Annotated in this window: 20 protein-coding genes and 1 pseudogene; 11 read left to right on the top strand and 10 right to left on the bottom strand. The window is 62.1% G+C overall.

What is annotated here, in order from left to right:
* Positions 1–171 precede the first annotated feature (171 nt).
* Entirely contained in the window at positions 172–651 is a 480-nt protein-coding gene (locus NVB75_RS16080; protein ID WP_003194418.1) for an Lrp/AsnC family transcriptional regulator, read from the bottom strand.
* A 414-nt stretch (positions 652–1,065) separates the two neighbouring features.
* Between NVB75_RS16080 and NVB75_RS16075 the strand changes: the two genes are divergently transcribed.
* Complete coding sequence (locus NVB75_RS16075; protein ID WP_258348352.1) at positions 1,066–2,166, top strand: DUF6515 family protein; 1,101 nt, start codon at positions 1,066–1,068, stop codon at positions 2,164–2,166.
* Here NVB75_RS16075 and NVB75_RS16070 read toward each other — a convergent pair.
* Both NVB75_RS16070 and NVB75_RS16065 read right to left on the bottom strand, forming a co-directional pair.
* Positions 2,163–3,056, bottom strand: a complete 894-nt coding sequence (locus NVB75_RS16070) for a cation diffusion facilitator family transporter (RefSeq protein WP_258348351.1) — start codon at positions 3,054–3,056, stop codon at positions 2,163–2,165. The two genes, NVB75_RS16075 and NVB75_RS16070, sit on opposite strands and share 4 nt — an antisense overlap.
* Positions 3,057–3,071: 15 nt before the next feature.
* Complete coding sequence (locus NVB75_RS16065) at positions 3,072–3,491, bottom strand: polyribonucleotide nucleotidyltransferase (protein WP_258348350.1); 420 nt, start codon at positions 3,489–3,491, stop codon at positions 3,072–3,074.
* Positions 3,492–3,524: 33 nt separating this feature from the next.
* Between NVB75_RS16065 and NVB75_RS16060 the strand changes: the two genes are divergently transcribed.
* The gene (locus tag NVB75_RS16060; RefSeq protein WP_076014067.1) at positions 3,525–3,713 is read left to right on the top strand and encodes a hypothetical protein; all 189 of its coding nucleotides are present in this window, start codon (positions 3,525–3,527) and stop codon (positions 3,711–3,713) included.
* Positions 3,691–6,198, top strand: a complete 2,508-nt coding sequence (hrpB, locus tag NVB75_RS16055; protein WP_258348348.1) for an ATP-dependent helicase HrpB — start codon at positions 3,691–3,693, stop codon at positions 6,196–6,198. Before NVB75_RS16060 ends, hrpB begins: the two co-directional genes overlap by 23 nt.
* 141 nt (positions 6,199–6,339) lie before the next feature.
* Here hrpB and NVB75_RS16045 read toward each other — a convergent pair whose 3' ends face one another.
* Positions 6,340–7,428 (bottom strand): endonuclease/exonuclease/phosphatase family protein, encoded by a 1,089-nt coding sequence (locus NVB75_RS16045; protein ID WP_258348347.1) that lies wholly within the window; start codon positions 7,426–7,428, stop codon positions 6,340–6,342.
* A gap of 41 nt (positions 7,429–7,469) precedes the next feature.
* Positions 7,470–8,129: a YciC family protein gene (locus tag NVB75_RS16040; protein ID WP_258348345.1), complete on the bottom strand. Its 660-nt coding sequence runs from the start codon at positions 8,127–8,129 to the stop codon at positions 7,470–7,472.
* 179 nt (positions 8,130–8,308) lie between these two features.
* Here NVB75_RS16040 and NVB75_RS16035 point away from each other — a divergent pair, with 179 nt between their 5' ends.
* The 3 genes from NVB75_RS16035 to NVB75_RS16025 all read left to right on the top strand — a co-directional run bounded on the left by NVB75_RS16035 (position 8,309) and on the right by NVB75_RS16025 (position 10,321).
* Entirely contained in the window at positions 8,309–9,079 is a 771-nt protein-coding gene (locus tag NVB75_RS16035) for a DUF2076 domain-containing protein (protein ID WP_258348344.1), read from the top strand.
* A gap of 129 nt (positions 9,080–9,208) precedes the next feature.
* The gene (locus NVB75_RS16030) at positions 9,209–9,685 is read left to right on the top strand and encodes an NYN domain-containing protein (RefSeq protein WP_017476223.1); all 477 of its coding nucleotides are present in this window, start codon (positions 9,209–9,211) and stop codon (positions 9,683–9,685) included.
* A 24-nt stretch (positions 9,686–9,709) separates the two neighbouring features.
* Complete coding sequence (locus NVB75_RS16025) at positions 9,710–10,321, top strand: PolC-type DNA polymerase III (RefSeq protein ID WP_017476222.1); 612 nt, start codon at positions 9,710–9,712, stop codon at positions 10,319–10,321.
* Positions 10,322–10,450: 129 nt separating this feature from the next.
* On the opposite strand, the gene NVB75_RS16020 is transcribed toward NVB75_RS16025, so the two are convergent.
* From NVB75_RS16020 to NVB75_RS16005, 3 genes and pseudogenes are all read right to left on the bottom strand, one after another.
* Complete coding sequence (locus NVB75_RS16020; protein ID WP_258348342.1) at positions 10,451–10,744, bottom strand: DUF6124 family protein; 294 nt, start codon at positions 10,742–10,744, stop codon at positions 10,451–10,453.
* Positions 10,745–11,208: 464 nt separating this feature from the next.
* Positions 11,209–11,289, bottom strand: a pseudogene (locus NVB75_RS16015) (Lrp/AsnC family transcriptional regulator); the annotation flags it as partial.
* A gap of 325 nt (positions 11,290–11,614) precedes the next feature.
* Positions 11,615–12,076, bottom strand: coding sequence for an Lrp/AsnC family transcriptional regulator (locus NVB75_RS16005; RefSeq protein ID WP_258348341.1), 462 nt, complete (start codon positions 12,074–12,076; stop codon positions 11,615–11,617).
* 160 nt (positions 12,077–12,236) lie between these two features.
* On the opposite strand from NVB75_RS16005, the gene yedA reads away from it, so the two are divergent.
* Positions 12,237–13,133: a drug/metabolite exporter YedA gene (gene yedA / locus NVB75_RS16000; protein WP_258348340.1), complete on the top strand. Its 897-nt coding sequence runs from the start codon at positions 12,237–12,239 to the stop codon at positions 13,131–13,133.
* 48 nt (positions 13,134–13,181) lie between these two features.
* Positions 13,182–14,513, top strand: coding sequence for a DEAD/DEAH box helicase (locus NVB75_RS15995; RefSeq protein ID WP_017477873.1), 1,332 nt, complete (start codon positions 13,182–13,184; stop codon positions 14,511–14,513).
* 242 nt (positions 14,514–14,755) lie between these two features.
* On the opposite strand, the gene NVB75_RS15990 is transcribed toward NVB75_RS15995, so the two are convergent.
* Both NVB75_RS15990 and NVB75_RS15985 read right to left on the bottom strand, forming a co-directional pair.
* Positions 14,756–15,988, bottom strand: coding sequence for a TIGR03862 family flavoprotein (locus tag NVB75_RS15990; protein ID WP_258348333.1), 1,233 nt, complete (start codon positions 15,986–15,988; stop codon positions 14,756–14,758).
* Positions 15,989–16,160: 172 nt separating this feature from the next.
* Positions 16,161–17,081 carry a histone deacetylase gene (locus NVB75_RS15985; RefSeq protein ID WP_258348332.1) on the bottom strand — a complete coding sequence of 307 codons (921 nt, stop codon included), beginning with the start codon at positions 17,079–17,081 and terminating at the stop codon, positions 16,161–16,163.
* Between the two features lie 76 nt (positions 17,082–17,157).
* Here NVB75_RS15985 and NVB75_RS15980 point away from each other — a divergent pair, with 76 nt between their 5' ends.
* The 3 genes from NVB75_RS15980 to NVB75_RS15970 are packed head-to-tail and all read left to right on the top strand — an operon-like array spanning position 17,158 to position 19,222.
* Positions 17,158–17,727 carry a GNAT family N-acetyltransferase gene (locus tag NVB75_RS15980; protein WP_017477870.1) on the top strand — a complete coding sequence of 190 codons (570 nt, stop codon included), beginning with the start codon at positions 17,158–17,160 and terminating at the stop codon, positions 17,725–17,727.
* 41 nt (positions 17,728–17,768) lie between these two features.
* Positions 17,769–18,638 (top strand): acyl-CoA thioesterase II, encoded by an 870-nt coding sequence (tesB, locus tag NVB75_RS15975; protein ID WP_017477869.1) that lies wholly within the window; start codon positions 17,769–17,771, stop codon positions 18,636–18,638.
* Entirely contained in the window at positions 18,635–19,222 is a 588-nt protein-coding gene (locus NVB75_RS15970; RefSeq protein ID WP_258348326.1) for an HAD family hydrolase, read from the top strand. Before tesB ends, NVB75_RS15970 begins: the two co-directional genes overlap by 4 nt.
* The last annotated feature ends 48 nt before the right edge of the window (positions 19,223–19,270 follow it).

Raw genomic sequence — 19,270 nt, 5'->3', positions numbered from 1 at the left:
TCAGCTCATCATTGACCTGCGTCGGTCCGCCGCAGACTTATCACCTGCTGAAACACAGTCAAAATGTGGGAGCGGGCTTGCTCGCGAATGCGGTGGATCAGCCAGCATATTCGGTGCCTGACACACCGCATTCGCGAGCAAGCCCGCTCCCACATTTGTTCCGTGCTGGCCTTAAGTGCGCAGGTGGGTCAGCGGCAGCTCGGTGCTGTTGAGCACCTGGTTCAGCACAAAGCTTGAGCGCACGCTGGTGACGCCTTCGATGCGGGTCAGGTGCCCCAGCAGCAGTTTCTGGTAGTGATCCATGTCTGGCACCACCACCTTCAGTTGGTAGTCAGCGTCCATCCCGGTCACCAAACTGCACTCCAGCACTTGCGGCAAGGTGCGGATGGCGGCTTCGAAGTTCTCGAAACGCTCGGGTGTATGTCGGTCCATGCCGATCAGCACGTAGGCCGTCAGACTCAGGCCAAGCATCTTGCGGTCGAGCAAGGCGACCTGGCGGGCGATGTAGCCGTCGTCTTCCAGTTGCTTGACCCGGCGTGAGCACGGCGAAGGCGACAGGCCGATGCGCTCGGCCAACTCCTGGTTGGAGATCCTCGCGTCGCGCTGCAATTCCGCCAAAATACTCAGGTCGTATCGGTCAAGTTTGCTCATGGGGCTGGCCTTTGTCGTAACTATTGCGGCGAATTATCTATCCAGGGTTAAAAATTGCGCAAGCACTGTTTATTGACGCAATCTTCGCAATCATCTGCCCGGGCCTGGCGCGTAAAGTTATCAACAGAATCACCGCCCGGACATACAGTCCACTGCAGCCCGCTCATACCGCCGGCTGCGGCCGCCAACCCCACAGGGTTGCCCCGGCCCCCGGGCTGCACACTGTCCACAAGACGGCGTGAGGTGAGCCAACGTCATAAGCGTTGAGCCAGGACGAAGTTCTCAAGGGGCGGCCGACGGGTCGCCCCTTTTTATTGCCTGCGAAAATACTTCTCGTGACTGATAACCTGTCGCAGAACCGGGCCCCGGTTTTCCAGTCTTACGTGTAGGCCCTAATCCGCAGTGAGGAATAGCATGAAGCGCATCTGGCGTTTGGCAGGTGTTGGTTTGCTGATGGTCACCGTTGGTGCGCAAGTGATGGCCGACGAACAGCCTCGCTCTGAAGGCGGTGGACAGCGTGAGGAAGGGCGCCCGGGCAATAACCCGCCGCGGCCGCAGAACAACCAGCCTCGACCGCAAAATAATCAACCGCGTCCTGAAGCCCCTCGTCCCGAGAACAATCAGCCGCGTCCGCAGAATCAGCATTTCGAAAATAATCAGCCACGGCCGCAGAATCAGAACTTCGAGCGCCCGAACGGTGGTGGCCAGTGGCAAGGTCGCCCCCAAGGCAATCAACAGCAACCCCCGCACCAGGCGCCCCAGCCGGCGAATAACCTGCCGATCCAGGGCCGCCCGGATACCGTGCGCCAGACCCAGGAACCACGTCCTGGCAACTACCAGGACATTCCGCGTCGCAACGATGGCAATCAGCACTGGCAGGCCGGCAATGGTGGCCCCGGCCGGCCCGGCTTCAATGGCGGTGGCAATAACCATCCCAACGATCACCGCTGGCCAGGTCGCCCCGACGGGCACGGCAATGGCTGGGGCCCAGGCCCGCAATACCGTCCGGGTTACATCGTCGACCGCTTCCCCGACCGCAATTATCGCGTACCGTATCGTGGCCAGGACTACTTCTTCTCGGGTGGCTACTGGTATCGCCCACAAGGCCCGCGCTATGTAGTAGTGGCGCCGCCATATGGGATTCGCGTGCAATATCTGCCGGATTACGCACGGGAAGTGTGGGTGGGCAGCGCACTGTTTTTCCTTGCCGCCGGTGCCTATTACACCTACGAGGAAAGCAGCCAGCAGTACGTGGTGGTGCAGCCGCCACCCGCCGCGCCAGCGCCGCAGCCAACTCCCCAGGGCAATGGGTATGACGTGGTGGCTTACCCGGCCAACGGCCAATCACCGGCGCAGGTCCAGCAGGACGGTTACGACTGCTATCGTTGGGCGGTGCAACAAAGTGGTTTTGATCCAAGGACCGTCACCTACGCCCCAGACCCGGCCGTGGTGCAAACCTACCGCCAGGCCCAGGGCAACTGCCTGAGCAGTCGCGGCTATCAGGTGCAGTACTAGGCCTTCGCGCCCTTGACCACTTCCTGCGGGTCGGCGTGCACCAGCACTTCGGCTCGCGGGTAGGCTTTGTGGATGGCATCGGCGGCTTGGTCGCTGATGCCGTGCGCCACGGACAGACTCAATTCCCCCGGTAATTCGAGGTGCAACTGCACAAACCAGTGGTTGCCGGAAATCCGTGTGCGCAAGTCATGGGCGCCCAGTACGCCGGGCACATTGCACGCCAGCTCTAGCATGTGCTGGCTGACATCCGGCGGCAGTTCCTCGTCCATCAACACCGAAAAGCTTTCCCGGGCGATCTGGATGGCGCTCCACAAGATGTAGGCCGCGATGCCCAGGCCGAACCAGGCGTCCACCTGATGAAAACCAAACGCCGCCAGCACCAGCGCCACCAGGATGCTGCCGTTGAGCATCATGTCTGAGCGATAGTGCAGCGAGTCGGCGCGGATGGCGTTGGAGCCGGTTTCGCGGATCACCCGGTATTGCAGGATCAGCAGCGCCGCCGTCAGCGCCAGGGACAGAACGATCACGCCAATACTCAGCCATGGCGCACCCACCGGTTCCGGATGCTGCAGGCGCTGGAACGCCTGGAAGGCGATCAACACCGCACTGCCGGCGATAAACAGTGCCTGGGCCATACCCGCCAGAGACTCCGCTTTGCCGTGGCCATACCGGTGATCGTCATCGGCCGGGCGTAACGCGTAATGCACCGCCAGCAAGTTAAGCAGCGAGGTGATGCCGTCGAGCAGCGAGTCGGTTAGCCCGGCGAGCATGCTCACCGAGCCGCTGAGCCACCAGGCGATGGCCTTGGTCACAATCAACACACAGGCCACACCGACGGACGCGCGGGTGGCCAGGCGCAACAGCCGGGCGTGTTCGGGACTGGTGGTCATGGGGCGAGTCAGTCCTTATGCGGCGGGTTGCAGGCCCAGGGTGGCGAGCTGTTGCACGCTGCCCTTGAACTGGATCATGCGCGGGTCGTCCAGCGGCAGGTTGTGCCCGGTTTCTTTCTGGATAATGGTTTGCAGCTTGGCGTTGTCGACCTTGCCGTCGGCGCCGATGGCTTGCTGGAGTTTTTCCGGGGCCACCTGGGCGGTTTTGCCTGGTTCGAAATAAATCGCGCCGGTGGCGAAGTCGACACCAAAGGCGATCAGGCCCGGGATCACGTAGAACAGCAGGCCGACCGCATCGAGCACGGCAATCGCTGGGTCGATCTTGCCGTCGATCTGGCCACGGCGGTCGGGGTAGAAAATCGAGCCGCACGCCGTCAACTGGCTCAGCAGGGTGACGGCCAGAACACCGCCGATAACACGGGAAGCAATACGCATGGGACTCTCCTGAAATGAACTGTAGGAGCGAGCTTGCTCGCGAAAAATGTCAACGATAACGCGTACTGCCTGAATGTGCGCGGCGCTCTCGGGTTTTTCGCGAGCAAGCTCGCTCCTGCAAGTGAAGGGTATGCCTTTGAGACCACCACCGGCACCCGGCAGTTCGCCGTTATACTCGCCGCTCTGCTTTGGAGCCAGTATGAATTCGTTGCCAATCGATGATGTTTTACCCGCCCTGCGTGACGCCTTGGCGACGCGCCATGAAGCCGTGCTCGAAGCACCGCCCGGCGCCGGTAAAACCACACGGGTGCCGTTGGCGCTGTTGAATGAACCCTGGCTGGCCGGGCAAACCATCTTGATGCTCGAACCCCGCCGCCTGGCCGCCCGTGCAGCGGCAGAAAGGCTGGCCAGCGAGCTGGGTGAAAAGGTCGGCGAAACCGTCGGCTACCGCATTCGCCTGGACAGTAAGGTCGGCCCCAACACCCGGATCGAAGTGGTCACCGAAGGCATCCTCACCCGCCGTTTGCAGGATGACCCGGCGCTGGACGGTGTGGGGTTGTTGATCTTCGACGAATTCCACGAGCGCAGCCTGGACGCCGACCTGGCGCTGGCCCTTAGCCTCAATGGTCGAGACCTGTTTCGCGACGAGCAGCCACTGAAGATCCTGCTGATGTCCGCCACCCTGGAAGGCGAGCGCCTGGCCGGGTTGCTGGACGACGCGCCGATCCTGCGCAGCGAAGGGCGCATGTACCCGGTGCAGATGCGCTGGGGCCGGCCATTCCAGCCCGGTGAATTTATCGAGCCGCGGTTGGTGCAGACCATCCTTGAGGCCCTGCACGATGAGACCGGCAGCGTGCTGGTGTTCCTGCCGGGCCAGGCGGAAATTCGTCGGGTCAATCAGCAGTTGGCTGACGCACTGGGTGATAACACCAATGTGCTGCTGTGCCCGTTGCATGGCGAACTGGACCTGGCGGCCCAACGCGCCGCCATCGACCCGGCGCCTGCCGGCCAGCGCAAAGTGGTACTGGCCACCAACATTGCCGAGACCAGCCTGACCATCAACGGCGTGCGCGTAGTGATCGATGCCGGTCTGGCGCGGGTCCCGCGTTTCGACCCGGGCAGAGGCATGACCCGCCTGGACACCCAGCGCATCTCCCGCGCCAGCGCCACCCAGCGTGCCGGCCGGGCAGGGCGACTGGAGCCGGGGGTGTGTTATCGGTTGTGGTCCGAGGATCAGCATGAAGGGCTGGCGGCGTATTCCAGCGCGGAAATTCTCTCGGCGGATCTTTCCGGTTTGGCGCTGCAATTGGGGCGCTGGGGCGTGGCGCCCACTCAGTTGGTGTGGCTCGACGTTCCGCCCACCGCCGCTTATGCACAGGCTCAGGATTTGCTTGAGCGATTGGGGGCGTTGAGCGATGCCAAGCTGACTGCCCACGGCCAGAAAATGGCTGGGTTACCTGCGCACCCGCGTATCGCTCATTTGCTGTTGCGTGGTCAGGATCTGGGCCTGGCGAACATGGCCTGTGACGTGGCGGCGCTGTTGGGTGAGCGCGATATCTTGCGCGGCGCCGGTGCGGATTTGCACAGTCGCCTGGCGTTGTTATCCGGCGAGGAAAAAGCCCGTGGCACCCAAGGTGGCGTGCAGCGCGCCAAACAACTGGCCCGGCAGTACCGTGGCTATTTAAGAGGCAAGGCTGAGCAACCGGTCGCTGATCCCGATCATCCGCGCTGGCTCGGCGCGTTGCTGGCGCTGGCCTACCCGGACCGTGTCGCTCAGCAGCGCCGCGCCGGCGGTGCCGAATACCGCCTCGCCAACGGCCGCGCCGCGCTGTTCGCCGAAGCCGACAGCCTGATGAAACAACCCTGGCTGGTGATCGCTGACCTGGGCAGCCGTCAGGGCCAGCGCGAAGAACGGATTTACCTCGCGGCGGACTTTGATCCGGCGTTGTTTGATTCGGTACTGGCCGAGCAGGTGCGCAACGTCGACCAGCTGGATTGGGACGAACGCGAAGGCGTACTGCGGGCCGAACGCCAGCGCAAGGTTGGCGAACTGGTGCTCAGCCGCGAGCCGCTGACCGGCCTTGACGAGTCTGCCCGCAGCCAGGCGCTGGTAAACCTGGTACGGCGCAAAGGCCTCGAACTGCTGCCCTGGACCCCTGAACTGCGCCAATGGCAGGCGCGGGTGATGCTGCTGCGTGATCTGGATACCGGCAAGGCCAGTGAATGGCCAGATGTCAGCGACAGCGCCTTGCTTGCCAGCCTGGAACATTGGTTGATGCCGTACCTTGGCAAGGTGTCGCGCCTGAGCCATTTTGCCAATCTGGATATTTCCAGCTTCCTGCATAACTTGCTGCCGTGGCCGTTGCCTGCGCGGTTGGACGAGTTGGCGCCGCATCATCTGAAGGTGCCGTCCGGCTCGTCGGTGCGGCTGGACTACAGCGAGCAGCCGCCGATTCTGGCGGTGCGCTTGCAGGAATTGTTCGGGCTGGCGGACACCCCGCGGATTGCCGGCGGGCGGCAGGTGGTCAAGTTGCATCTGCTGTCACCGGCAAGGCGCCCGGTGCAGGTAACCCAGGATCTGGCGAACTTCTGGCGCAGTACTTACGCCGAGGTGAAGAAGGATTTGAAAGGGCGGTATCCGAAGCATTACTGGCCGGATGATCCGTTGATTGCGGAACCGACTGCCCGGATCAAGCCGAGAAAGTAAGCGCGATGAAGATCAACTGTGGGAGTGGGCTTGCTCGCGAAAGCGGAGTGTCAGTCAATGTAGATGTCGACTGACCCAACGCTTTCGCGAGCAAGCCCGCTCCCACATAAATCGGTTTTCACAGAGTATTTGCAGTGTGGCTTACTGCGCGGCAGGCAACAGGAACCGCGCAATCACCGGCAAGTGATTGGAGATAAGCACCGTATCGCTCTGCCGCACCGTGCTCTCGACCTTTTTGATACGCGAACTGTAGAACAGGTAGTCCAGCGTACGATCCCGCCCGTCCACGGTCGGGTCATTCGGGAAGTACGTCAGCCATTTATCCCGATCAATGCCGCTGGATTGGCTGTTGCTCGGGACCATCGGGTACTTTTCCCACAGCAGGTGCAGCTCACTGTCCGGCGAATATTGCCCGCGTTTGCCGGCGTCCAGGCGCAGGAATTGCCCCAACGGCAACAGGTTGAAATCCCCGCCCATCAGCCATGGCGTGCCACGGCTTTCGAATTTATCCACCAGCTTGACGGTCGCCTGCACCTGTTCCAGCACCGCGTTGTGCCCGGGGGCCGTGCCGTCCAGGCGAGTATTGAGCACGGCCAACTGGCCGCCGTCGCTCAACGGCAGGTAGGTCAGCAATAACGCGGGTTTGGCCTGGAATTGACGGCTGATCAGGTTGGCACGGGCCACGGGCAATTGCAGGCGCTCGGCGTGTTCGATCTGGTAGCGGCTCATGGTCACCAGCTTGCGGCCGACGCTGCCGAAGATGTGCAGGTCGGGCACGAAGTCGGCTTTCCAGTCGAATGCCTGGACGCTGCACGGATAGAGGTCGGCCAGGCGCTCCTGGAGCAAGGCCAGTTGGTCCTGGTAGCTGGAACGCTTGGCGCCTTCGTCGACTTCCTGCAACAGCAGAATGTCGGGCTGTTCGTCGCGGATCACCCGGGCCACTTCGTCCAGGCTTGAAGCCATGTCTTCAACGGTAGGGCGGTCGTCCGGGCCGCTGCCGTCCGGGGTGTCGTACCAGAACACGTAGTTCTTGCCGGCCAGGTACTGCACGTTCCAGGTCATGACTTTGAGCGCCTGGCCCGGCAACAGCGTCGGCGCTCGGGGCGCAACGCAGCGGATGGGCAGGGTTTCCTTGTCGGCAGGGCGCCAGGTCAGGCTGTAGATCAAGCCGCTCAGCAGGGCCGCGAGCATCAGCAGGCCCAGCAAGGTAATGCGCAGTAATCGGGTCATCGGCTCGGCTTATGGCGTTGCAGGACAAGGCCCGGAGCATATCACCGCGCGTCGGCGTCGCCACCAATCAACATGAACAGGCGGAACAACACCACGCTGGTGAACAGCTGCAGGAAACTTTGCGCGCTGTCCATCAGCAGGCCCAGCAACGGGTTTGGGTCCGGGTAGACCGCCACGCTGGCGCCCTTGAGCAACCACAGTGGCGTCATGACGCACAGCAGGCACACCAGGATGCGCCAGAAATGTCCACGGGTCAGGCGCAGGCTTTCCTTCATGGCCGACAGCGCCGACATGCCCCGCAGTACCAGCAAGTATTCGGCGAAGGCCAGCACCACCATCAGCCACAAGCCTGGCAGGAAATACAGCGACAGGCCCAGCAGGATCAGCAGCGTGCTGATTGCCGTCAGCAAGGCGAAGCGCGGCCACAGGGTCAACGCCATGGCCAGCACATCCAGGGTACGCGGCGATTCGCCCCGGGTGCGGGCGTCGAGGAACAGGATCAGTGCGCCGGTGTACAGCGGATACACCAGCAGCCCGACGATCACGCTGTAGCCGGGAAATGCATCAGGGCCGAGGGTGTGGTCGAGCACCTGTTGCAACAGGGCCTCAAGGATTACCAATGGCAGGCACAACTGCACGATGGCGCCCAGGTTGCGCTTGAAAAAGAAGAAGGAGTCGCGCAGCACGTCTAACGGATTCATCAGGGTCTTCACAGGCCGAAAAGCAAGGGCGTTACTTTAACCGATCATGACCAGATGCAAGCAAACGTAAACCTTGCGTAAAGACCATTGAAACAATCAGTAACAGCCCCATAACTGGGTTGTACCTTGCTCATAGTGAGCAAGGTGAAGATTTCTACCGGCAATCTAACGAGGTCGCCATGAACAGCGAAGAGCAAACCCTGATCGATGGACTGTTTTCACGGTTGCAGCAAGCCGAAACGGACTCAGCCCCCCGCGACGCCCAGGCCGAAGCGCGGATCAAGGAACACGTCACTCGCCAACCGGCCGCTGCGTACTACATGACCCAGTCGATTCTGGTGCAAGAGCATGCAATCAAGAGCCTTGATGCGCAGAACAAGCAGCAGGCCCAACAGATTCAGCAATTGCAGGAGCAGCTGCAACAGGCCAGGTCCCAGGCGGCGCAGCCTGCACCGAGCAGTGGCGGTTTCCTGTCGAGCATTTTTGGCGGCGGTTCCCGTGACCCGCAGCCGACCCAGAGCGCACCTGCGCCGTCGGGCGGTGGCTGGCGTGAACCGGCGCGTCCGTCGTTTGGCGGCCAACCCGCGCCACAGCAGAACTACGGTGCCCCACAGCAGAATTACCAGCAGCCACAACAGGCCCCCGCAGCGCCAATCGGCAGCGGCTTCCTCGGCGGCGCACTGAAAACCGCAGCCGGCGTGGCCGGTGGTGTGATGCTGGCAGAAGGCATCAGCAGCCTGTTCAACCACAACTCGCAGCAGCCGCAAGTGGTGGAAGAAATCATCCGCGAAGAGCCGGCGCCGGCCAGCGACAACGGCAACTGGGGCAACGACGACCAGAAATTTGCCGGCAACGACAGCTGGGGCAGCGACAACGGCTCCGACAGCTTCGCCGACAACGACTATTCCGACGACTCCTCCTCCTTTGGCGACGACGATTCCTTCGTCTGACCCACACTCAACCGGGGCGCTTCGTCGCCCCGGGCTGATTTTTCTCGGAAACTGCCTTGTGGCTGGCATACTGGCAACCTTTCCGGGCCTTTGAGCCCGGGGTCCATGCGCGTGTCATGAGGATTTGCGGTGAAAAAGATAGCCGTGTTCGCCGATGTACAAAACCTCTACTACACCGTGCGCCAGGCGTACGGCTGTCACTTCAACTACGCCGCCCTGTGGGCTGACATCAGCCAGCGCGGGCAGATTGTCGAGGCGTATGCCTATGCCATCGACCGTGGCGACAGCAAGCAGCAGCAGTTCCAGCAAATCCTGCGCAACCTCGGTTTTACCGTGAAGCTCAAGCCTTACATCCAGCGCAGCGACGGCTCGGCCAAGGGTGACTGGGACGTGGGCATCACCATCGACATCATGGACGCCGCCGCCCATGTCGACGAAGTGGTGCTGGCTTCCGGCGACGGTGATTTCGACATGCTGCTGGACCGCATCATCAACAAGCACGGCGTCGAGGCTGTGGCCTACGGCGTGCCGGGGCTGACGGCCAACTCACTGATACGCGCCGCCAGCCGCTACGTGCCGATCGAAGGCGCGTTGCTGCTTAAATAGATTTTTGACGGAGTTGGAACAGGTTTGGAACGTATAGCGGTCATCGACTTTGAAACCACCGGCATCCAGCCGAGCAGCAGCTGCCGGGCCACGGAAATCGCCGTGGTCATCCTGGAGCAGGGCCAGATCGTGGACCGCTACCAGAGCCTGATGAACGCCGGCGTGCGCGTGCCGGGGTTTATCGAACAACTGACCGGCATCAGCAACGCCATGTTGCGCACCGCGCCGTCGGCGGAGCGGGTGATGAACGAGGTGAACGAGTTTGTCGGCACCACGCCGCTGCTGGCCCACAACGCCGCGTTTGACCAGAAGTTCTGGGATTTCGAGCTGGGGTTGATCCGGCGTACGCGTTTGCAGAAGTTTGCCTGTTCATTGTTGCTGGCGCGGCGGCTGATGCCGGCGGCGCCTAACCACAAGCTGGGCACGCTGACCTCATTTGCCCAACTGCCCCACACCGGCAAGGCTCACCGGGCGATGGCGGATGCGGAGATGGCGGCGAACCTTACCGCGCATCTGGCCCAGGAACTGCGCCGCACCCACGGGTTGCGGGAGCTGTCACACGAATTGCTGTGCAGCTTGCAGAAGGTTCCGGCGGCGAAGATCAATGATCATCTGAAGAAGCATCGCGGGTTTTGACCTGGCAATGATCGTTCCCACGCTCCGCGTGGGAATGCCGCACTGGACGCTCCGCGTCCGCTCTTGAAGTGGTGACGCAGAGCGTCACCGGATGCATTCCCACGCAGAGCGTGGGAACGAGTTGCGGTGTTATCGAGGCTGTAAGCAGTCCAGCGACCGATCCACCACCACCTTCGCCATCTCCACCAAATGCATCACCGCCCGCTGCTGCCCGTTCATGTGTTCGCCGGGTATCTGCGCGGTTGCCACGGCGCAATGCAGTAAGTCGGCCGCCCGTGCCAGGGCGTCTTCGAAACTCATGTTGTCGTTGAGCACGAAGGGTGCGCCGTCCGGTGCGGAGGCTTTGAGGTAGTAATCGATGGCGCGGCGGGTGAGTGGGCTGTCGCTGCAAAACTCTGGTGGATCGGGGGTGACTTTGACCATGGTGGAACTCCTTTGAGGTAAGAAGCTATCACCGTTCGCTTGCACGCGAATGAAGGTGGCAGCTGTACGCAGGTGTGCAAGACCGGGGCAAAGGAAAACCCGGCAGATCCGAGGACCTCCCGCGCACAGCCGCCATAACAGATAACGTCGGACGTTGAGGAGTAGGGCGTCTGTATATCCTTGCCAGTCGGACTTGCACGTCCGGTCGTCGATTGTTCGATGACCGAGCGAGACTAGCTACCTGATCCGGCCGAAACAAGGCGGTTGGATTTTCTAGGAAAGGTCCTGCAAATGAAAGGGATCCGTCTTGCTGGCCCTAAAAAGTGTGCCCGTGGCGATCGTTCCCACGCTCCGCGTGGGAATGCCGCCCTGGACGCTCTGCGTCCGCTCTTCAAGTCGTGACGCAGAGCGTCACCGGATGCGTTCCCACGCAGAGCGTGGGAACGAGCTGCCGAGCGGCGTGTTCAGTTGCCACTCTTCCCATTCCCCTCCAACTGCCCCAACGGCACCCGTCGTTCTATCGCGCTCGACAATATGGCGATCGTTCCCACGCTCCGCGTGGGAATGCCGCCCTGGACGCTCTGCGTCCGCTCTTCAAGTCGTGACGCAGAGCGTCACCGGATGCGTTCCCACGCAGAGCGTGGGAACGAGCTGCCGAGCGGCGTGTTCAGTTGCCACTCTTCCCATTCCCCTCCAACTGCCCCAACGGCACCCGTCGTTCTATCGCGCTCGACAATATGGCGATCGTTCCCACGCTCCGCGTGGGAATGCCGCCCTGGACGCTCTGCGTCCGCTCTTCAAGTCGTGACGCAGAGCGTCACCGGATGCGTTCCCACGCAGAGCGTGGGAACGAGCTGCCGAGCGGCGTGTTCAGTTGCCACTCTTCCCATTCCCCTCCAACTGCCCCAACGGCACTCGCCGCTCTATCGCGCTCGACAAGATGATCGACGTTTTGCTGAATCCAAACTTCGCCAGACGATTGATCAAACTCTCCAACTCCGGCATCGACCCCACCGCCGCCTGCATGATCACGCACGGATCCCCGGTCACCCGATGGCACTCTGTCAACTCAGGGATTTCAGCCAGGGCGTCGTAAACTTTCTGGTTCCCATGGTTGGTCAGCCGCAGCTCAATCACGCACTGTATCGGCAACCCCACCTTCGACAGGTCGACCTTGGCCTGATACCCGGTAATCACACCACTGGCTTCCAGCTTCGCCACTCGCTCGGCCACGGCGGGGGCCGACAGGTTCACGGTGCGCGCCAGTTGCGCGTAGGACGCGCGGCCGTCTTCCAGCAGGGCGCTGAGAAGCATGCGGTCGTATTTGTCCATGATAAGGCTCCGGGAAGGCATGGCTTTCGAAAGCACGGTTTATAGCCTTGATAACCGTGTTTTGAAAAGTGTACGGGCGCTTTAAACAGGTTTTGTAACTTATGTTTACCGCCGGGGATTTCTAAAATAACGCTCCTTTGTCCTGCCGCAGAGCTACCCAATGCCTGGCCCACGTCGCTTTCCCTTACCGTTGATCGCCGCCTTTTTTGCGCTGTATGTGATCTGGGGGTCTACCTACCTGGTGATTCGCATTGGTGTGGAGTACTGGCCGCCGTTGTTGCTGGCGGGGATTCGCTTTATGACAGCGGGTGCGCTGATGTATGCCTTCCTGCGCTGGCGCGGGGCGCCGGCGCCGACGTGGGTGCAGTGGAAGGCTGCCGCGAAGATCGGCATTTTGCTGCTGACCTTCGGTAACGGTGCGGTCAGTGTGGCCGAGCATACGGGCGTGGCGTCCGGGGTTGCCGCGTTGGCGGTGGCGACGGTGCCGTTGTTCACGTTGCTCTGTGGTTATTTCTGGGGCGCGCGTAATACCCGTCTGGAATGGGCCGGGGTGGTGCTGGGGATTATCGGCATCGCCATGCTGAATATGGGCTCCAACCTGCAATCGAGCCCCACCGGTGCGGCGTTGCTGATTTTTGCGGCGGCGGCCTGGGCCTTTGGGTCGGTGTGGAGCAAGCATTTGCCGCTGCCTCAAGGCGCGATGGCGAGTGCGGCGGAGATGCTGATTGCCGGTGCCGTGCTGCTGGTGCTCAGTGCCGTCAGCGGTGAACACCTGCAAGCCATGCCGCCGCTGGAAGGCTGGCTGGCCCTGGCGTACTTGACCGTGTTCGGTTCGATCATCGCTTTCAATGCCTATATGTACCTGCTCAAGCACGTGCGGCCGGCGGCGGCCACCAGCTATGCCTACGTCAACCCGGCGGTGGCGGTGTTGCTCGGGATTGTGTTTGTCGGCGAGACCATCGGCATGGAAGAAGCCCTGGCAATGTTGGTGATCATCAGCGCCGTGCTGCTGATCAGCCTGCCACAGTGGCGAAAGCCGAAACCGGAAATAAGGTAAACTGCCGCGCATTGCGACCTTGCGCTGACTTTTTCCTACGGTATTTCCATGACTTTCGCCACACTTGGCCTGATCGAACCCTTGCTGCGCGCCCTTGAGACGCTTGGCTACCAGACCCCGACGCCGGTGCAGGCGCAAGCCATTCCGGCGGTGCTGGCCGGTCGTGACCTGATGGCTGCGGCCCAGACCGGCACCGGCAAGACCGCCGGTTTCGCCGTGCCGCTGCTGCAGCTGCTGACCATGGAAGGGCCGAAAGTCAGCGCCAACTCGGTGCGCGCGCTGATCCTGTGCCCGACTCGCGAACTGGCCGAGCAGGTTCACGCCAGCGTCGCCGAGTACGCTCAACACCTGCCGCTGACCACGTACGCCGTGTACGGCGGCGTGAGCATCAACCCGCAGATGATGAAGCTGCGCAAGGGTGTTGATGTGCTGGTGGCCACCCCTGGCCGCCTGATCGACCTGTTCCGCCAGAACGCGCTGAAACTCAACCAGCTGCAAACCTTGGTGCTGGACGAAGCCGACCGCATGCTCGACCTGGGCTTCTCCGAAGAACTGGCGAACATCTACCGCATGCTGCCGAAAAAGCGCCAGACCTTGCTGTTCTCCGCGACCTTCTCCGACGAGATCCGCCAGTTGGCCGGGCAGATGCTGATTGACCCGCTGACCGTCGAAGTCAGCCCGCGCAACGTTGCCGCCAACACCGTCAAGCAGTGGGTGGTGCCGGTGGACAAGAAGCGCAAGGCGGAACTGTTTGTGCACCTGATGCGCAAGGGCCGCTGGAAGCAGGTGCTGGTGTTCGCCAAGACCCGCAACGGCGTGGATGCGCTGGTAGAGAAACTCCAAGGTCTGGGCATCAATGCCGACGGGATTCACGGCGACAAGCCACAAGCCACTCGCCAGCGCGCGCTGGATCGCTTCAAGAGCAGTGATGTGCAGATCCTGGTGGCTACTGACGTAGCGGCCCGTGGCCTGGACATCGAAGACTTGCCGCTGGTGGTCAACTTTGACCTGCCGATTGTGGCTGAGGACTACATCCACCGCATCGGCCGTACCGGTCGTGCGGGCAACACCGGTGAGGCGATTTCCCTGGTGTGTGCGGATGAAGTGAACATGCTGTCGGCCATTGAGATGCTGACCCGTCAGACATTGACCCGGAAGATGGAGCAGGACTTCGAGCCGGAACATCGGGTGCCGGACACCGATGCCACTGGCCAGGTGGTGAAGAAGCCGAAAAAACCGAAGAAACCCAAGGCGTCCGGTGGCGGCAAGCGCAACTTGGGCAAGTGGGTGGAGAGTGGTGAAGTGTCGGTGGCGGAGCCGTCGATCAAGCCGGTGCGCAAGGTGCCTGCGTTTAATACTGGGCCGCGTAAGAAGAAGTAAGGTCACTGTGGCGAGGGAGCTTGCTGTGGCGAGGGAGCTTGCTCCCGCTGGAGTGCGCAGCGCTCCCGCTTTTTTTGGGGCCGCTACGCAGCCCAGCGGGAGCAAGCTCCCTCGCCACAGGTAATCAGTTAAGGATCGTTCCCACGCTCTGCGTGGGAATGCATCCTGTGACGCTCTGCGTCAGCTTCAGAAGCGGACGCGGAGCGTCCTGGGCGGCGTTCCCACGCGGAGCGTGGGAACGATCAGTTCTTCAGCCATTCCAGCACGCCGCGCCCAGCCACTCGCCCGCTGGCAAAACACCCCGTCAGCAAATACCCGCCCGTGGGGGCTTCCCAATCCAGCATCTCGCCTGCGCAAAACACGCCCGGCAGTTGCTTGATCATCAAGCGTTCATCCAGCGCCTCAAACGGCACACCGCCCGCCGTACTGATGGCTTCGTCCATCGGCCGGGTTTTCACCAGCGTCAGCGGCAGCGCCTTGATATCCACGGCCAATTGCGCCGGATCATTGAAATGCTCGGCCGGGGTCAATTCCCGCAGCAGCGCCGCCTTCACCCCGTCCACTCCCAACTGACTGTGCAAATGCTTGCTCATCGAGCGTGAGCCGCGTGGCTTGCTCAGTGCTGCAATCACCTTGTCCAGTGGCTTGCCCGGCAACAGGTCGATATGCACCGTGGCCGATCCATCCCGGTTGATCGCCTCACGAATCGGCGCCGACAACGCGTAGATCAGGCTGCCTTCGATGCCCGTGGCGGTGATCACGCATTCACCCAGCCGAGGTTTATCGTCCGCTAACCCGATGGCGACGTTTTTCAACGGTGCCCCGGCGAATTTGCTGACCATCAATTCGCTCCAGGCCGACACCTCGAACCCACAATTGCTCGGTTGCAGAGCCACGTAAGGCACGCCTTGGTCTTCCAGCAACTTCAGCCACGCCCCGTCCGAACCCAGCCGCGACCAGCTGCCGCCGCCCAACGCCAGCAGCACCGCATCCCCGCGCACACATTTGTCGCCTTCGGGGCTGTGGATAAGCAGGCTGCCGTCTGAACTCCAACCCTGCCAGCGATGACGGGTGTGGATAACTACGCCTTGGTCACGCAGACGCTTGAGCCAGGCGCGCAGCAGCGGGGCGGCTTTCATGTCGGTAGGAAACACCCGGCCGGAGCTGCCGACAAAGGTTTCAATCCCCAGCCCATGTATCCATTCGCACAACGCTTCGGCACCGAACTGACGCAGCAACGGCGCCATGTACGGCGCGCGCTCGGCGTAGCGCGACAGAAACGCCGGGTAGGCTTCGGAATGGGTGATGTTCATGCCGCCGACGCCCGCCAGCAGAAACTTGCGGCCCACCGAGGGCATACCGTCGTACACGTCGACCCGGACCCCGGCCTGGCTCAACACTTCCGCGGCCATCAGCCCGGCGGGGCCGCCGCCGATGATGATGACGTGTTGAGGTGAGGTTTGAGTCTGGGGCATGGGGATAACTGCGGTTCGGCAAAGTAGGCCGAGCATTCTACCCGAGGACGGCGAACCTGCCTGATCAAAAAATGAACAGCCTTCTGCAGGCCATACAGCTTATGGCTTGCAGCGGCTTTCACTCAGGTTATCCACAGGCAGTTCCACAGCGATTGTGGGTAAGGTGCATAACTCAATGACAACCTGATGACGTCCAGACTCGCTGCGCGCTGTGGTGCAGGATCCCGTGGCGACGGGCCAGGGCAGGGCGGTCTTTGCTGTAGCCACCGCCGATCACGCCGACCACCGGAATATCGCGGCCCAGGCAGTGGCGCATCACGCTTTCATCGCGGGCAGCGACGCCTGCGTCTGTCAGCTTGAGGTAGCCGAGGGCGTCGTCCTTGTGCACATCTACGCCGGCGTCATACAGCACCAGGTCGGGCTGATACAGCGGCAGCAGGTAGTTGAGGGCATCGTCGACCACCTTGAGGTAATCCGCGTCGCCCATGCCCATCGGCAGCGGGATGTCCCAGTCGCTTTCGGCCTTGCGGGCGGGGAAGTTTTTTTCGCAGTGCAGGGACACGGTGATCGCGTCCGGGGTGTCGTGGAGGATGCGCGCGGTGCCGTCGCCCTGGTGCACGTCGCAGTCGAAGATCAGCACCCGGTTGACCCGCCCGCTGGCCAGCAGGTAATGGCTGATCACCGCCAGGTCATTGAAGATGCAGAAACCCGCCGGGTAATCGTAGTGGGCGTGGTGGGTGCCGCCGGCCAGGTGGCAGGCCAGGCCATGCTCCAGGGCCTGCTCGGCCGCCAGCAACGAGCCGCCCACCGCGCGCACGGTGCGCCGGGCCAGGGCTTCGCTCCAGGGCAGGCCGAGGCGCCGCTGGTCTTCGCGGGACAACTCGCCGCTCATGTAGCGTTCGATATACCCAGGTTCATGGGCCAGGGCCAGAATCTCGGCTGGGCAGAGTTCCGGGCGCAGCAGTTGGCTGTCCTTGGTCAGGCCGCTCTCCACCAGGTGGTCGCGCAACAGGCGGAATTTATCCATGGGGAAGCGGTGGTCCGCCGGGAACTCGGGGCTGTAGTCGTCGTGGTAGATCAGTGGCAAAGGCATGGCGATTTCTGACGGGAACCAGCGACGGATCTTAACAGCGCGTTACACTCACGCACATGGCAAGGGAGGGGGATCAATGGAGCCAATACTGCAATTGGAAAGCGCACGCCTGGTGCTGCGCCAATGGAGTGATGCCGACTTGCCGGAGTTTGCGCGCATGTGCGCCGACCCGCAGGTGATGCGTTATTTCCCGGCCACCTTGAGCCGTCTGGAAAGCGCTGCGCTGATCGGGCGTATTCGCGGCCACTTTGCCGAGTACGGGTTTGGTCTTTGGGCGTTGCAGCGCAAGGACAGCGGCGAATTCATCGGCCTCACCGGCTTGCTGAATGTCAGCTTCGAGGCGCCGTTCACTCCGGCGGTGGAAATTGGCTGGCGCCTGGCCAAGGAACATTGGGGCCTGGGCTACGCCAGCGAGGCCGCCTGGACCGCCCTGCGCTGTGGTTTCGACCGGCTGAAGCTGGACGAGATCGTTTCATTTACCACTGAAGCCAATCTGCCATCACAAAAAGTCATGCAGGCCATCGGTATGCATTACGATCCCCTGGCAGATTTTGAACACCCCAAGGTCGCAGCGGATGACCCGGTGCGGCATCATGTGTTGTATCGCATCACCCGCGCCCAATGGTTGGACACGCTGCACGGATAAGCAGCCCGGAATGCCCAATAGATTGTTGTAGGAGATGCTCTATGAGCCAAGTGTTGGAAGATCTGGTGGACCTGCTGACCCTGGAACCGATCGAGGAAAACCTCTTTCGTGGCCGCAGCCAGGACCTGGGCTTTCGCCAGCTGTTCGGCGGCCAAGTGCTCGGCCAGTCGCTGTCGGCGGCCAGCCAGACCGTTGAAGAGGCGCGGCATGTGCATTCGTTGCACGGTTACTTCCTGCGCCCGGGCGATGCGGCGCTGCCGGTGGTGTATTCGGTTGACCGGGTACGCGATGGCGGCAGTTTCAGCACGCGCCGGGTGACGGCGATCCAGAAGGGCAACCCGATCTTCACCTGCAGCGCTTCGTTCCAGTACGACGAAGCAGGCTTCGAGCATCAGACCACCATGCCCGTGGTGGTCGGCCCGGAAAACTTGCCCTCGGAGCTGGAACTGACCCAGCAGCGCGCGCACCTGATTCCTGAGCATATGCGCGAAAAGCTGCTGTGCCCCAAGCCGATCGAAGTGCGGCCGGTGACCGAGAAAGACCCGTACAACCCGCAGCCGTCCGACCCGGTCAAATACGTGTGGTTTCGCGCGGATGGCGCGTTGGCCGACTCACCGGCGCTGCACAAATACCTGCTGGCTTACGCCTCGGACTTCGGCCTGCTGACCACTTCGCTGCTGCCCCATGGCAAAACCGTGTGGCAGAAAGACATGCAAGTCGCCAGTCTCGACCACGCGCTGTGGTTCCACGCCGACCTGCGTGCCGATGACTGGTTGCTCTACGCCATGGACAGCCCGTGGGCCGGCAATTCCCGTGGGTTCTCCCGGGGCAGCGTGTACAACCGCGCCGGGCAACTGGTGGCGTCAGTCACCCAGGAAGGCTTGATTCGTCATCGCAAGGATTGGGCATGAGCCTGAGTGATGTGAAGCATTGGGTGTTCGACATGGATGGCACCCTGACGGTGGCCGTGCATGACTTCGCGGCGATTCGCGTAGCGTTGGATATTCCGCCGACTGACGACATTCTTACGCACCTGGCGGCATTGCCTGCTGATGAAGCAGCAGCCAAGCATGCGTGGCTGCTGGAGCATGAGCGTGAGTTGGCGCTGGGTTCGGTGGCGGCTGAGGGCGCGGTGGAGTTGGTGCGGGAACTGGCCGGGCGCGGTTATCGGCTGGGCATCCTGACGCGCAATGCGCGGGAACTGGCCCATGTGACGTTGCAGGCAATCGGCCTGGCGGACTGCTTTGCGGTCGAGGATGTGTTGGGGCGCGATGACGCGCCGCCCAAGCCTGACCCGGGTGGTTTGTTGAAGCTGGCGCAAGCGTGGGAAGTGACGCCGCAAGAGATGGTGATGGTCGGTGATTACCGGTTTGATCTGGATTGTGGGCGGGCGGCGGGGACCAGGACGGTGTTGGTTAATTTGCCGGATAACCCGTGGCCGGAACTTGCGGATTGGCATGCCGAAGATTGCGCGGTATTGCGCCGGATGCTCTAACTCCAGGCAATGAAGATCAAATGTGGGAGCGGGCTTGCTCGCGAATGC

It is taken from the genome of Pseudomonas sp. CBS (assembly GCF_024734645.1).
GTDB lineage: Bacteria > Pseudomonadota > Gammaproteobacteria > Pseudomonadales > Pseudomonadaceae > Aquipseudomonas.
The sequence above is the reverse complement of the archived record's forward strand: the minus strand, read 5'-3'. Positions and strand labels throughout refer to the sequence as shown.

Excerpts from the sequence above, each read along its gene's own strand:
- NVB75_RS16080 (WP_003194418.1), bottom strand. The coding sequence starts at position 651 with ATGAGCAAACTTGACCGATACGACCTGAGTATTTTGGCGGAATTGCAG.
- NVB75_RS16075 (WP_258348352.1), top strand. The coding sequence starts at position 1,066 with ATGAAGCGCATCTGGCGTTTGGCAGGTGTTGGTTTGCTGATGGTCACC.
- NVB75_RS16070 (WP_258348351.1), bottom strand. The coding sequence starts at position 3,056 with ATGACCACCAGTCCCGAACACGCCCGGCTGTTGCGCCTGGCCACCCGC.
- NVB75_RS16065 (WP_258348350.1), bottom strand. The coding sequence starts at position 3,491 with ATGCGTATTGCTTCCCGTGTTATCGGCGGTGTTCTGGCCGTCACCCTG.
- hrpB (WP_258348348.1), top strand. The coding sequence starts at position 3,691 with ATGAATTCGTTGCCAATCGATGATGTTTTACCCGCCCTGCGTGACGCC.
- NVB75_RS16045 (WP_258348347.1), bottom strand. The coding sequence starts at position 7,428 with ATGACCCGATTACTGCGCATTACCTTGCTGGGCCTGCTGATGCTCGCG.
- NVB75_RS16040 (WP_258348345.1), bottom strand. The coding sequence starts at position 8,129 with ATGAATCCGTTAGACGTGCTGCGCGACTCCTTCTTCTTTTTCAAGCGC.
- NVB75_RS16035 (WP_258348344.1), top strand. The coding sequence starts at position 8,309 with ATGAACAGCGAAGAGCAAACCCTGATCGATGGACTGTTTTCACGGTTG.
- NVB75_RS16020 (WP_258348342.1), bottom strand. The coding sequence starts at position 10,744 with ATGGTCAAAGTCACCCCCGATCCACCAGAGTTTTGCAGCGACAGCCCA.
- NVB75_RS16005 (WP_258348341.1), bottom strand. The coding sequence starts at position 12,076 with ATGGACAAATACGACCGCATGCTTCTCAGCGCCCTGCTGGAAGACGGC.
- yedA (WP_258348340.1), top strand. The coding sequence starts at position 12,237 with ATGCCTGGCCCACGTCGCTTTCCCTTACCGTTGATCGCCGCCTTTTTT.
- NVB75_RS15995 (WP_017477873.1), top strand. The coding sequence starts at position 13,182 with ATGACTTTCGCCACACTTGGCCTGATCGAACCCTTGCTGCGCGCCCTT.
- NVB75_RS15990 (WP_258348333.1), bottom strand. The coding sequence starts at position 15,988 with ATGCCCCAGACTCAAACCTCACCTCAACACGTCATCATCATCGGCGGC.
- NVB75_RS15985 (WP_258348332.1), bottom strand. The coding sequence starts at position 17,081 with ATGCCTTTGCCACTGATCTACCACGACGACTACAGCCCCGAGTTCCCG.
- NVB75_RS15980 (WP_017477870.1), top strand. The coding sequence starts at position 17,158 with ATGGAGCCAATACTGCAATTGGAAAGCGCACGCCTGGTGCTGCGCCAA.
- tesB (WP_017477869.1), top strand. The coding sequence starts at position 17,769 with ATGAGCCAAGTGTTGGAAGATCTGGTGGACCTGCTGACCCTGGAACCG.
- NVB75_RS15970 (WP_258348326.1), top strand. The coding sequence starts at position 18,635 with ATGAGCCTGAGTGATGTGAAGCATTGGGTGTTCGACATGGATGGCACC.